General features: G+C 65.1%; 13 protein-coding genes. 4 read left to right on the top strand and 9 right to left on the bottom strand.

Annotated elements, in window-relative coordinates; all coding sequences use genetic code 11:
- Positions 1 to 49: 49 nt before the first annotated feature.
- From GQB00_RS12830 to GQB00_RS12820, 3 genes are read right to left on the bottom strand one after another with little or no spacing between them, the layout of a single operon-like run.
- Positions 50 to 1,084 (bottom strand): ABC transporter substrate-binding protein, encoded by a 1,035-nt coding sequence (locus GQB00_RS12830; RefSeq protein WP_228276808.1) that lies wholly within the window; start codon positions 1,082 to 1,084, stop codon positions 50 to 52.
- Between the two features lie 20 nt (positions 1,085 to 1,104).
- Complete coding sequence (locus GQB00_RS12825) at positions 1,105 to 2,505, bottom strand: sensor histidine kinase (RefSeq protein WP_165856635.1); 1,401 nt, start codon at positions 2,503 to 2,505, stop codon at positions 1,105 to 1,107.
- Complete coding sequence (locus tag GQB00_RS12820) at positions 2,502 to 3,170, bottom strand: response regulator transcription factor (protein WP_111497667.1); 669 nt, start codon at positions 3,168 to 3,170, stop codon at positions 2,502 to 2,504. The genes GQB00_RS12825 and GQB00_RS12820 overlap by 4 nt, the downstream gene beginning before the upstream one ends.
- A 154-nt stretch (positions 3,171 to 3,324) precedes the next feature.
- On the opposite strand from GQB00_RS12820, the gene GQB00_RS12815 reads away from it, so the two are divergent.
- The 4 genes from GQB00_RS12815 to GQB00_RS12800 are packed head-to-tail and all read left to right on the top strand — an operon-like array spanning position 3,325 to position 7,356.
- Positions 3,325 to 4,311 carry a Bug family tripartite tricarboxylate transporter substrate binding protein gene (locus GQB00_RS12815; protein WP_165856634.1) on the top strand — a complete coding sequence of 329 codons (987 nt, stop codon included), beginning with the start codon at positions 3,325 to 3,327 and terminating at the stop codon, positions 4,309 to 4,311.
- Positions 4,308 to 4,757 (top strand): tripartite tricarboxylate transporter TctB family protein, encoded by a 450-nt coding sequence (locus GQB00_RS12810; RefSeq protein ID WP_165856633.1) that lies wholly within the window; start codon positions 4,308 to 4,310, stop codon positions 4,755 to 4,757. The genes GQB00_RS12815 and GQB00_RS12810 overlap by 4 nt, the downstream gene beginning before the upstream one ends.
- 10 nt (positions 4,758 to 4,767) lie before the next feature.
- Complete coding sequence (locus tag GQB00_RS12805; protein ID WP_111497664.1) at positions 4,768 to 6,273, top strand: tripartite tricarboxylate transporter permease; 1,506 nt, start codon at positions 4,768 to 4,770, stop codon at positions 6,271 to 6,273.
- A 15-nt stretch (positions 6,274 to 6,288) separates the two neighbouring features.
- Complete coding sequence (locus GQB00_RS12800) at positions 6,289 to 7,356, top strand: AbrB family transcriptional regulator (RefSeq protein WP_165856632.1); 1,068 nt, start codon at positions 6,289 to 6,291, stop codon at positions 7,354 to 7,356.
- Positions 7,357 to 7,440: 84 nt separating this feature from the next.
- Here GQB00_RS12800 and GQB00_RS12795 read toward each other — a convergent pair whose 3' ends face one another.
- The 6 genes from GQB00_RS12795 to GQB00_RS12770 all read right to left on the bottom strand — a co-directional run bounded on the left by GQB00_RS12795 (position 7,441) and on the right by GQB00_RS12770 (position 12,646).
- A complete protein-coding gene (locus GQB00_RS12795) occupies positions 7,441 to 8,013 on the bottom strand; it encodes a HupE/UreJ family protein (protein WP_111497662.1) in 573 nt (190 codons plus the stop codon).
- A gap of 13 nt (positions 8,014 to 8,026) precedes the next feature.
- Complete coding sequence (gene sodX, locus GQB00_RS12790; protein WP_165856631.1) at positions 8,027 to 8,380, bottom strand: nickel-type superoxide dismutase maturation protease; 354 nt, start codon at positions 8,378 to 8,380, stop codon at positions 8,027 to 8,029.
- Complete coding sequence (gene sodN, locus GQB00_RS12785; RefSeq protein ID WP_111497660.1) at positions 8,380 to 8,880, bottom strand: superoxide dismutase, Ni; 501 nt, start codon at positions 8,878 to 8,880, stop codon at positions 8,380 to 8,382. Before sodN ends, sodX begins: the two co-directional genes overlap by 1 nt.
- Positions 8,881 to 9,036: 156 nt before the next feature.
- Entirely contained in the window at positions 9,037 to 9,519 is a 483-nt protein-coding gene (locus GQB00_RS12780; RefSeq protein WP_165856630.1) for a hypothetical protein, read from the bottom strand.
- Between the two features lie 118 nt (positions 9,520 to 9,637).
- A complete protein-coding gene (locus GQB00_RS12775; protein WP_165856629.1) occupies positions 9,638 to 10,435 on the bottom strand; it encodes a helix-turn-helix domain-containing protein in 798 nt (265 codons plus the stop codon).
- A gap of 42 nt (positions 10,436 to 10,477) precedes the next feature.
- Positions 10,478 to 12,646 carry a carboxy terminal-processing peptidase gene (locus GQB00_RS12770; protein WP_165856628.1) on the bottom strand — a complete coding sequence of 723 codons (2,169 nt, stop codon included), beginning with the start codon at positions 12,644 to 12,646 and terminating at the stop codon, positions 10,478 to 10,480.
- Between the last annotated feature and the right edge of the window lie 177 nt (positions 12,647 to 12,823).

The raw sequence follows: 12,823 nt of genomic DNA, 5'->3' as shown, positions 1-12,823 counted from the left end.
TTGGTGGCGTCAGGCGCCGCCAGATCGCTGCGTGAGTCTGCGAAGCGGATCAGGGGTTGAGGATCTGGATCTCCCGGTTCCAGCGGCGCATGAACAGCTCGCGGCGCAGCGGGTCGACGAACGCCAGCAGGGACGCGTTGATGGGAATCGGATAGAGCCGCTCGCCCACCTGGTCGCGCAGGCGCTGGGCGGTGTAGGGGCCGATAACGTCGGGCAGCACGCTGAATAGCGGCGTGCGCCCGGCCAGGGTTTTCTGGCCGGCCTCGCTCAGCAGGAAATCCATGAACACCCGGGCGGCGGCGGGATGCGGCGCGTCCCGGTGGATGAAGGCCATCCGCATCATCACCAGGGCGTAGTCCTGGGGAATCTGCACGATGATTTCGGGATGGCTGCGCGCCCAGTGCATGGCGTAGGAACCCAGCAGGTTGTAGCCCACCCAGTAAGTGCCGTCGGACAGGCCCCTGAGCATATCGCGGGTGTTTTTCTCCAGCTTTACACCGGTGGCGCCCATGGCCGCGACCAGATCCCAGAACCGGGGAGAGTAGCGGGCGTCCTGCTGGGCCAGGGTGTAACCGATGCCGCTGCCCGACGGCGAGTAGGTGGTTACGCGGCCGCGCAACAGGTCACTGTGGGTCGTGAGGAGGGTGTGCAGGTCGGCGTGGGTCTCCGGCGGCTTCATGTGGCGCGGCAGATCCAGACGGTAGGCGGTGACGATGGGCTCGAAGGTAAAGCCGAACACTTCGTTGCGCCATTTGGCCCAGTCCGGCCACTGCCGGGCACTGGGGCTGTCCAGCGGCTGTGCCAGCCCGTCGTTGACCCGCGCCATCTGCCAGGGCATGGCGGAGCTGATCACCACGTCCGGCGCCGGTTGTGCGGCGCGGGCCCGGCGGTCGACCTCAAGGGTGGAGTCGTCGTGATAGACCAGCTCGACCTCGGGGTGCGCGTTGCGGAAGGCCTCCAGTAGCGGCGCGACCACCTGGCGATCCAGCGCCGCCGAAACGGTGACCGTCATCCGCGACTGGGCGATCAGGATCGCGGGCATGAGGCACAGTATCAGCAGGCCGACCTGGAGGGCGGTGCGCAAGAATAATCGGTGGAATGGCATCATGCCGAAACCTCTCCAGACGTCCGGGAAAAGCGGATGCCGACCCACAGACCGCGCCCAGGTTTGCTGCGGATTGTCAGGGATGCCGCATGGCGGCGGGCGATGGAGTCGACGATGGCCAGGCCCAGGCCGGAGCCTTCGGTGTCCTGCCGTCCGCCGCGCTCGAATGGTTGATGCAGTCGATCGAGCGCGTCCTGGCTGACGCCGGGGCCGTTGTCCTCGATGAACAGCACGACCGCCTCCGTCTCCGGTTGCAGGCCCAGGGTGATTTCGCTGCCCGGCGGCGTGTAGCGCAAGGCGTTGTCGATCAGGTTGCCGGTCAGTTCGCGCAGGGACCAGGCCTCGCCCTGAATCCACACCGCCGACGCCGGCAGCGCGGCCAACCCCAGGTCGTGGTGCTGGGCATGGTCCCGTTCCGCCCATTCCAGGGTGGTGTCCCGCAGCAGGGCGGCCAGATCGATGCGATGGCGGGCGCTGTCTTCGGCGTGGCGCAGCCGCGCCAGGCTCAGCAGTTGACTGGCCAGCCGGCTGGTGCGGGCGCTGCTGTCGTGGACGGTTTGCAGGGCGCGGCGCCAGTCGTCGGGCTGGTCGCTCTGTAGGGCCAGCTCGCTGGCGCTTTGCAGGCCGGCCAGCGGGGTCTTGAGCTGGTGGCTGGCGTCGGCGGTAAAACGCAGCAGGGCGTCCCGGCCTTCCCGTTGGCGCTCGAACAGCGCGTTCAGGGTTTCCGCCATGTCGTAGAGTTCGCCCGGCACCCGGGCATTGAGCGGGCTGACGTCGTCGGCTTCGCGCTGGCGGATCAACTGGCGCAGGCGACGCACCGGCCGCAGTGCCGTGCGGATAGCCAGCAGCATCAGCAAGCCGGTCAGGATCACCATCACCACGAACCGGGTGAGGGCGCGGATGAACAGATCGCGGGCCAGGGCGTCCCGGCCGGAGAGCGTATGCCCCACCCAGATCTGCACCGGCTCCACCGACTCCCAGCCGGCGGATTTCAGTTCGCGCCCGTACAGCCGAATGGGGGTGCCGTGAACCTCGACGAAGCGCCACACCGGCTCGCTTTGGGCGCTCTCGCGCAGGGCATCGGTCACCACGCCGTCCAGGTTGCCGGTTACCTCCCGGCCGCCGGTGTCGAGCAGGGTGTAGAACACCCGTTCCTGTTGGTCGGTGGCCAGGATCTGGAAGGCGGCGGCGGGGATCTCCACGACCGGGCGGCCGTCCTGCCACTGGATGGCTTCAGCGATGGTCAGGCTGGCGGCTTCCAACTGGCTGTCGTAAGCCCGGTCCGCGGCGCGTTCGGCGCTGGTGTAGGCCTCCACCAGCAGGAACGACCCCAGCACCGCGACGGCGGCCAGCAGCCAGGCGGCCAGGCGCCGTTTGAGGGTGCCGTCGATGGCGATCACGCGGGATCGTCCTCCAGTCGATAGCCCAGGCCTCGCAGGGTGCGGATGCGTACGCCGCTGCCCTGCAGGCGCTTGCGCAGTCGGCTGATGTAGAGGTCGAGTGCGTTGGGGCCAGCCTCGCCAAAACCGAACAGACGGTCGATCAGCTGTTCCCGCGGCGCGATGCGCCCGGCGTGAAGCAGCAGCCCCTCGATCAGACCGAGTTCCCGTGGCGGCAGTTCCAGATGCTGGCCATGGAGGGTGGCTTCGCCCGACGCTGGGTCGAAACACAGCGGGCCGAAGCGCAGGCGGTTATCGGTGCGCTGCTGGCTGCGACGGAGCAGGGCGCGGACCCGGGCCTGCAACTCGGGCAGCGAGAAGGGTTTGGTGAGGTAATCGTCGGCGCCCAGATCCAGGCCTTCCACGCGCTCGGCCACCCCGTCACGGGCGGTCAGGATCAGCACCGGCGTGGCGTCGCCGCGTTTGCGGATGTCCGCCAGCAGCGACAGGCCGTTGCCGTCGGGCAGCCCCAGGTCCAGTACCACCAGGTCGAAATGGCTGTGGGCCAGCGCGGCCCGCGCCTCGCTCAGGCGGGTAAACACCTCGACGGTGTTGCCCAGCGGGCCCAGGCCCTGGGTGAGTGAATCCGCAATCAGCGGATCGTCTTCGACGATTAGCAGGCGCATGGCTCAGGTCTCGCAAAGAGGGACATGACGACGACGGACGGCTGACAGGTTGATGACAGGTTGCGTCCCTAGAATGGCTCGGGTCATCGACACGATGAACAGCAGGGACGTTTCCGGACGACCTTGCGGAAAACAAATACAACAGGAGTCCAACATGAAATTCAACTCCGCATTCCTGCGCTGGTCTGCGCCGCTTGTCATGGGTGCCGCACTGATGACCGGTAACGCTCACGCCCAATCCGAAACCACCGAATGCATCGCGCCCGCCAAGCCGGGCGGGGGCTATGACCTGACCTGTCGCCTGGCCGCCAACGGCCTGCAGGAGACCGGGCTGATCGACCAGCCGATGATGGTCAGCTACATGCCCGGCGGCATCGGCGCCGTGGCCTACAACCACGTCAACGGCGTGCGTGACGACGACCCCAACCTGATCGTGGCCGCGAGCACCGGTGCCGCCGTCAACCTGGCTCTGGGCAAGTTCGGCCAGTACGACGCCGACGAAGTGCGCTGGCTGGGCGCGTTGGGCGTGGATTACGGTGCCATCGTGGTCAAGGCGGATGCGCCCTGGCAGAACCTGGGCGATCTGATGAGCGACCTGAAGAAGAACCCGAACGGCGTTGTCTTTGGCGCCGGTGGAACCGTGGGCAGCCAGGACTGGATGAAAGCCGCCCTGACCGCCAAGGCGGCCGGCGTGTCCCCGCGCCAACTGCGCTACGTAGCGTTCGAGGGCGGTGGAGAGTCCCTGGCCGCGTTGCTGGGCGATCACATCGAAGTGTTCACCGGTGACCTGTCCGAGCTGCGTCCGCACCTGGAAAGCGGCAAGATCCGCGTGCTGGCGGCGCTGTCCGACGTGCGCATGGGCGGGCCCTACGCCGATATTCCCACCGCCACCGAGCAGGGCTACGACGTTGAATGGCCCATCTGGCGCGGTTACTACATGGGGCCGGAAGTCACCGACGCGGACTACAACGCCTGGGTCGAGCGTCTGGAAACCCTGTCCGGCAAGGACGCGTTCGCCGAGATGCGCAAAGCCCGGGGCCTGTTCCCGATGAACCGTTTCGGGGATGACTTCGACGCCTACGTGAAGGCCCAGGTGGTCCAGTTCAAGCAACTCGCCAAAGAAGTAGGACTGACGCAATGAGACTCGCCGCCGACCGTATTCTGGGAATCGCCTTGATCGGTCTGGCGGCTTTTGCCGCCTTCAACGCCAGCCAGTTCCAGGTCACCTTCAGCTACGAGCCGGTCGGGCCCAAGGCCTTTCCTATGCTGCTTTCCGCGCTATTGGCCGGCCTGTCGCTGGTGCTGGTGTTCCGACCCGGCGAGAACGGGGAATGGCCGGACAAGCGCACCACCCTGAAGCTGGTGGCGGTGTTGCTGGTCCTGCTGGCCTATGCGCTGCTGTTTACCCGTCTTGGCTTCCTGATCACCACGTTCCTGACGGTGCTCTCCCTGGCGCGCCTGTTCGAGGCGAGTTGGGCGAAGGCGTTGCTGGGCGGAATCCTGATGGCCGTGGGCAGCTACTACCTGTTCACCCTCGGCCTGGGCATTGCCTTGCCAGGCGGCCACTGGCTGCCCGATTTCAACTGAGGTGTCCGGCATGTTCGATTTCCTGATCCATGGTTTTGAAGTCGCCCTGAGTCCGATGAACCTCGGGCTCGCCTTTCTGGGCGCGCTGCTTGGGACCCTGTTCGGCGCCTTGCCGGGCATCGGTCCGATCAACGGCATCGCTATCCTGATGCCGCTGGCCTATACGCTGGGGCTGCCGGCGGAATCCGCCCTGATCCTGCTCGCCGGGGTCTACACCGGCGCCGAGTACGGCGGACGCATGTCGAGCATCCTGCTCAACGTGCCCGGCGATGCCGGCGCGGTCATGACCACGCTGGACGGGCATCCGCTGGCCAAGAAAGGACTGGCCGGGCCGGCGCTGGGGCTGTCCGCGGTGAGCTCCTTCGTGGGCGCCACCATCGCTATCATCGGCCTGACCCTGTTTGCGCCGCTGCTGGCGCAAGTCGCGGTGATGTTCGGCCCCGCTGAATTCTTCGCGCTGATGGTGTTCGCGTTCTCCTCGATGGCGGTGATGATGGGCAAGGACCCGATCAAGACCGGTATCGGGGCCGTGCTGGGCGTGTTGATCGCCATGGTCGGTGTCGACTCCGGCACCGGCGTGATGCGTTACACCTTCGGCATGGCCGAGCTGTACGACGGCATTGATTTCGTGGTGATGATCATCGGCCTGTTTGCCATCAGCGAGATCCTGCTGATGCTGGAACACGCCAACCGTCAGGATGCGGGCGATACCATGCCGCCACTGGGCCGGGTGATGGTCAGTCTCAAGGAGCTGCTGCACTGCAAGTGGACCATGCTGCGCAGCGGCGTGATCGGCTTTATCGTCGGCGTGCTGCCGGGGACCGGCGCCTCGGTGGCCGGCGCGGTGACCTACACCACCGAGAAGCGGCTGTCCGACAAGGACAACACCTTCGGCACCGGCGACATGCGCGGTCTGGCGGCGCCGGAAGCAGGCAACAACGCGTCAGCGGCCGGCTCCTTCGTGCCCATGCTGACCCTGGGGATTCCGGGCTCCGGCACCACCGCGGTGCTGCTGGGCGCTTTGATGCTCTACAACATCACGCCGGGTCCGATGCTGTTCTCCGAGCGGCCCGAAGTGGCGGGCGGCCTGATCGCCTCGCTGTACATCGGCAACATCGTGCTGCTGGCCCTGAACCTGCCGCTGGCGGGGGTCTTCGCCAAGGTGCTGACCATCCCGCGCTGGGTACTGGTACCGGCTATCGCCATCCTGGCCTTCGTCGGGGTTTACCAGTTGCACTCGGACCTGATGGCCATCTACCTGATGCTGATCATCGGTATTTTTGGCTACGCGCTGCGCAAGCTGGGATTCTCCCTGGCGCCGGTGATCCTGGGCTACGTCCTGGGCGGTCTGATGGAAGACAACCTGCGCCGGGCCCTGTCGATCAGTGGCGGCGACGCGGGCATTCTCTGGCAGTCCGGCATCTCCATTGGCCTGTGGATCGCGGCGGTGCTGTTGCTGGTGCTGCCATGGCTGGTGCCCAAGCTGCTCAGTCGCAAGACGCCGGTCCATGCCTGACGTGCCGGTGACCCCTTGAGCGCGGCGCTCAAGGGCCGGATCGCGGATGGTGGGCGGCTGCTGCCCACTCTGGCGGTCGGTGTCTGCGGCGGAGGGCTGGCGTACGCCGCCGGTCTGCCTCTGCCCTGGCTGCTGGGGGCGTTGATCGTTACCACGCTCCTCAGTCTGGCCGGCCGGGCGCTGCCGGCCCCGAAGGCTTCACGCCGGCTTGTACTGGTGGTGATTGGTGTTTTGCTGGGCGGCGCGTTCACGCCGGAGATGGCGACCGACGTCGGTCGCTGGGCCGCGAGCATGACGATCATGTTGCTGGGCACCGCGGTGATGATGGCGGTGTCGGTGTGGCTGCTGCGCCGGGTGGGCGGTCATTCCATGGACACCGCCATCTACGCGGGCATGCCCGGCGGCGTGTCCACGGTGACGCTGATGGCGGCCGACTCCAACGCCGACCTACGGGTGGTCGGGCTGACTCACGCGGTGCGTATCCTGGTTCTGCTGCTGGCGATTCCGCCGCTGTTGCAGTTGATCGGTCACGTCAGCCTGCAGACTCCGACGGCCACGGTGGCCCGCTGGTTCGCCATGCCGGCGCCGGTGGATGCCGCGATGCTGGTGGGCGCCGGTGTGTTCGGTGCCTGGCTGGGGCGCCTCGTGCGTCTGCCCAATCCGCTGCTGTTCGGCCCGGTGCTGGTGTCGGGGGCGCTGCATATTACGGGGGTGTGCGAAGCGACCATCCCGCCGTTCATTGTGGCGCTGGCCCAGGTGGTGATCGGCGTGTCGATCGGCGTGCGCTTTGCCGGGACTTCCCTGGCCAGCGTCGGATTTACTCTGGTTTTGGCGCTGCTGCAGGCCTTCCTGTTGATCCTGCTCGCGGTCGGTGCCGCCTGGCTGGCCCATGCGGTAACCGGCTATTCCCCCGCCGCCGCGTTACTGGCCTACATGCCGGGCGGGGCGCCCGAGTTGAGCCTGGTGGCGCTGTCCCTGGGTATTGAACCGGCGTTCGTGACTTCCCACCATTTGCTGCGCCTGACGGTGCTGATCCTGCTGATGCCCGTGTTACTGACGAAACTCCGGCGTCGGTGCGCGTAGCGCACGCGTGGGTTGCTAAAAGACGGTGAACGTTGCACAGGAAGGATGGAGCCGCCTCGCAGAGGCGGCTCCGGACGGCGGGCATCAGGATGCCAGGACGGCTCCCGTGGCAGCCAGAATGGCGCCAATGCCGCGGGTGATGCGGCTGTCGGTCTTCATCAGCAGGGCGCCCAGACCGCGACCGGCCAGGGTGATGCCCAGGGTGGCCAGGGCGAAACCGGCCATGTAGGCGGCGATGTGCGCGCCCGCCGGCATTTCGGCGGCGTGGGCGTAGCCGTGGCACATCATGAAGGCGACCACGAGCGTGCCGCCGACGGCGGTCGGCAACCTGACCAGGGTGGCCAGCAGTACGCCCGCAAGCAGCACGGACAGGGCGATGCCGGTTTCAACACCGGGTACGCTCAGGCCGGCCCAGGCGACGCCCGCGCCCAGAAACATGCCGCCGATCACGAACAGCGGTGTGCCGTACTTCATGACGTTGCCCTGGCGGATACTCCACAGGCCGATTGCGGCCATCGCCAGAAGGTGGTCAAGCCCGAGCAGCGGGTGCATCAGGCCGCTGGCAAAGCCGCCTTCGGCGTGCCCCGGGTGGGCGGCGGCGGTAGTGGCGGTCAGCATGAGGCCGACCGTGAACAGGATTTTGCTACTGCGGTTCATTGTCTGTCTCCATTTATCCGTCGGTAAGGTTTCCTTGGCGCGCGACAGGCCGGGCGGATGCGTCCTTGGCGTGACCCGCAGAGGGAATCCGCCAGAACACTTTTCCCAGTACACGACTCCGGGGAACCGCGCCCATAGCCTGCGTCGAGGTGCTCTTCGCGGGATTGTCGCCGGCCAGCATCAGCGCTGCATCAGGCTGGATCGCGGTAATCCGCTTGACGATCCGGCCGTAAGCGGGATGCTCGGCCACAATCACGTCACCCACCCTGAGCGCCAGGGAGCGGCGCCCGAAGACGATCACGAAACTGCCGGGACCGAGGTCCGGCAACATGCTTTCGCCGGTGACTTTGAAGAGCCGGATGCGCATCAGTTCAGTTTCGGGTAGACCACGGTTTCGTTGGGCGGGTACGGGCAGGTCGCCTTGAAGGTGCTGACACCCTTGGTGGTCCAGAAGGCGTCGGCGAATTCATTGATCAGTTCCAGTAACTTCTCGCCCTTTTCCCGCTCGATACCCTGTTTGCAGGCCGAACCAGCCAGCATGATGCTGTGTACCAGGCTGCTGGCGTCGGGATACTGGTCGAACTGGGGCTGCTTGAAGTAGTCCCCCCAGATCACGCGGACTTCGTGCTTGGCCTTTTCGGCGTGGTCTTCCTTTTCGCGGACCAGGCGGGCCAGTTGCGCGTGGTCGGCGACGGTCAATGAATCCTTGCCTTCCATTTCCCCGATCAGGTCCATGAAACGCAGCACGCTCAGGGCGGCGATCTGGGCACTGATGGGGTCGTAGATCTTGCACGGAATGTCGCAGTGGGCAGCGACGGTATCGACACCAAAGGCCCGGTCATACCACGCTGTGAGTTTGCTCAGCATTGCTTTGACTCCTCTTTCGCTGGTTTAGAACGCGTCCCTTTTCCGGCTCAATACATCTTTGCTTGTGCATTGCTTCGATTCAGAACGGCACTGCATGGGGCCGTATCTGAATCGGCACACCGAAAGCCGAACGCGCCATCGCGCCGGAACGCCATCTCAATTGACGAGGCTCCGGGGGAAGGCGGTGACGTCTTTCAGTATTTCTTTAGCGTAGTCGGAATTGAGCGTGTGGGACTGAATAATGCACATCAGGTCGGTTACGGTGCGGCGGCTGGCGCTCAGGGCGGCCTTGCGCCGGTTGGCGTTGCCGTTGCGGTAAGCCAGCTCCAGCACCTCGTGCAGTCGCCGGTACGTTTCCAGGGCGTCGCGCACCCGGCACTGATCCAGATAGGTATCCGCCAGGTTCTGGTAGCTGACGCACAGGGCCGCAGTGACCGCGTCGGCATCGTGCCATTCCGCAAGTAGCTCAAGGGCCCGCTCGCAGGCGGCCCGGTAACGGGTGGCGGCGGTTTCGTAGTCGGCGCGCTCGAAGGCGGTGTTACCGGCAACGATCAGGGACTGCCACTGTTGCAAGCTGTCGACCTCCGTCACCGAGTGAATGATCTCGTTCATCATAAACGCAACGATAATCGTTATCATTTATATTTGTCCAGTCTAACAACGACATGTTTTATGATGGATATCATCAAGAGCCGCTTGTCGGGCTCAGGGAATCTGGGCTGAGATGCTTGGGGATGAGGAAAAACGGGGCGCGCGGTCAGGAGGTCTTGCGGGGCTTTGAACGGGCCTTGCGTTGGCCGGATGTCGCGGCGGGGGCGTCGGCCGGCGTTTCCGTGGCGTCCCGGATGCGCGCCACTTCGGCCTCCTGTTCGGCGACGAAGTGCAGGGACATCTCGAAACTCTGGCGGGTGAACTCGAGGACTTTTCGGAAGCCTTCGTCGGACAGTTCGCGGGCCTGGTCGTGGCCGCGGAAGATGTTGATGAACTCCCGTTCCCGCTCGAATTGCAGTGGCAGGCGGCCGACGCCCCAGTCGTTGAGCAACTGCCAGGCTTCCGGGTTGTAGTTGCGGGTAAAGCGCAGGACGAATGGGATCGGGTCGTTGCGGGCTACCAGGGCGGCCAGGCGCAGGATCAGCTCGAACGACAGGGTTGCCGTGCCGTTCTCGACGGCTTCCAGCAGACTCTTGTCGCGCAGGTCCAGGGCCTCGCTCATTTCGCTGAGGGTCAGACCCGCCACTTCGCGGACGTCTCGCAGGGAATCGCCGGCGGCCAGCATCATGCGCAGCTTGTCCTGGGAACGGAGCAGGGCGCGCCCGGCTTTCAGGGAGCTGTCGGTGGTGCGCAGGGCAAAACGGAAAGCGGAGCCGGTCAGGTCGGTGAGGCGGTCGACGAGCGAGTCATCGGTGTCGTCGTCGCCGGCTTTGCGGTCTTTGGAGGGGGATAGCGGCGGAATGCCGAGCTTTTCCGCCTGTTCCATGGACTGGATCGCGTGCAGCGTGTCCATGAGCAGGCTTTCCAGGGCCCGGGCGCGTTTACGATCACCATTGTCGGTCATATCGGTCGCGTCCCGGGTCCCTGGGGTAAGAGGCTGTCCTGATTATTTCAGGCTTTCGTCCGCCTGGGCGGTGATGCGCTCCGGCGGGTTCTTGATCGAGGCCATGCGCGAATCCAGCTCGATCAGGTCCGCCATGATGTTCCCGCCTTCCTTGACGATGAAGTCGTGGTCGCCGTCCTGGTCGGGGTTGGCGGCCTCGGCTTCCTCATGGTCTTCCAGCGCTTGCCAGTCGGCGAACGGTTCCTTGCCCTTGAGTTCGCGACGGGCGTTGGCAATGTTGAGCTGGCGCGACTCCAGGTCGGTCTGGTAAGCCGAGCGCTTGTCGTAGTTCAGGCTGACGTACTCGCGGTTGCGCTGGCCCTTGAGCAGGTCGATTTCCTGTTGCAGCAACTGGAACTCGGGGCTCTTGTCGAAGCGCGCCTCGTGGCGTTCGCGCAGATCGTCGATGACGCTGCTGAAATCGAAGTAGCGACCGTGGGGCACTGCCTCGATCTGGTCCCAGGGCAGGGCGTTGTCGAGGGCGTCTTCACCGATCTCGTCTTTGTTGATGCGCGTCGGTATGTTGATGTCCGGAATCACGCCCTTGTGCTGGGTGGAGCCGCCGGACACGCGATAGAACTTGGACTGGGTGATCTTGAGCTGGCCGTGATTCAGCGGGCGTACAGCCTGCACAGTGCCCTTGCCGAAGGTCTGGGAACCGACGATCAGGCCGCGGCCGTAGTCCTGGATGGCGCCGGCGAAGATCTCCGATGCCGAGGCGCTCATGCGGTTGACCAGGACGACCAGCGGCCCGTTATAGGCCACCGACGGGTCGTCATCGGTCAGCACACTGACGTCGTTATCGGCGCTGCGGATCTGCACGGTGGGGCCCTCGTCGATGAACAGGCCCACCAGATCGTTGGCTTCCTGAAGCGCGCCACCGCCATTGTTGCGCAGGTCGATGACCAGACCCTGCATGCCGTCGTCCTTGAGCTGGTTGATCAGCTTGCGTACGTCTCGAGTGGTGCTCTTGTAGTTCGGGTCGCCCGCCTGCATGGCCTGGAAATCGGCGTAGAAGGTGGGGATGTCGATCACGCCGACCTTGTAGTCCTTGCCATTGCGCTCGAGGTTGATCATATCGCTCTGGGCGGACTGCTCCTCAAGCTTCACCTGGTCGCGGGTGATGTCGATCGTGCGGGTGATGGTCTCGTCGGAGGCGTTGGACGGAATCACTTCCAGCCGGACTACGGACTCCCGGGGGCCGCGGATCAGGTCCACGACCTCGTCCAGGCGCCAGCCGATGACGTTGGTCATTTCGCTGTCCTTGCCCTGGGCGACGCCGACGATGCGGTCCGCCGGCTTGAGCTGGCCCTGTTTGGAGGCGGGGCCGCCCGGTACCAGGCGCACGACCTTGGTGTATTCATTGTCGGACTGCAGCACCGCGCCAATGCCTTCCAGCGACAGGCTCATGTTGATGTTGAAGTTCTCGGACGTGCGCGGTGAGAAGTAGGAGGTGTGCGGGTCCCACAGGCTGGTGAAGGCGTTCATGTACATCTGGAAGGCGTCTTCGCTGCGCACCTGGATGGCGCGTGAGCGCTGGCTCTCATAGCGCCTGCGCAGGGAGTCGACGATTTCCTTGTCGCTCTTGCCGTTCAGGCGTTGGGCCAGAACCGCGTTCTTGATGCGGCGCTTCCAGAGGTCGTCCAGAGCGTCGCGGTCGGCGGCCCAGGGATCGTCGGAGCGGTCCAGCTTGAGCTGTTCGTCGGCTTCGAAGTCGAACTCGTCGACGCCGTCGTCCAGCAGCTCCAGGGCGTAATCGAGCCGCTCGATGACCCGTTGTTCAAACAGGTTGTAGATCTGGAAGGCGGGTTCCAGCTGCCCGGTTTTCAGGGCGGAATCGAGTTTGGAGCGCCAGGGCGCGAAGCGATCGATGTCGCTTTGCATGAAATAGATGTGCTGCCCGTCCAGGTGATCCAGATAGGCGTCGAACACCCGACCCGACAGCGAGGAATCGATGCGCTGGTCAAGGAAGTGGGTGAACTGGAGCTGGCGGGCAATCAGGATGTTGGCACGGGCCTGATCGATCGTGGGAGCTACCGGCGTGAATGTCTTTTCCGCGTCCTTGTCCAGTGCGGCAAAGCCGGCCGTCGAGGTGACCATGAGGCCAAGGGCCAGGGCGGCAACGGGAGACCGGAGGCGGGGGAGACTCAGCTTGCGGATCGATATTGGCATGTTATTACAGTCTTTGCAGAGGTTGATTGTCCACCGGACGCGCTGTCCGGGACCCAGGCATCGTATATCCAACGGAGCGGTGTCGCACCAGGGTTGGCGGAACCCATGCCGGCTGGGGCCATTGACACCCACGCGTTTTGTAGGTTCCTCAACTCATTGTAGGCAAGCGGAAAGACG

This window comes from Marinobacter sp. JSM 1782161, from assembly GCF_011421605.1.
In the GTDB taxonomy this organism is placed as follows: Bacteria; Pseudomonadota; Gammaproteobacteria; order Pseudomonadales; family Oleiphilaceae; genus Marinobacter_A; species Marinobacter_A bohaiensis.
Note: the sequence above shows the minus strand (reverse complement) of the source record. Positions and strands in the feature narration are given on the sequence as shown.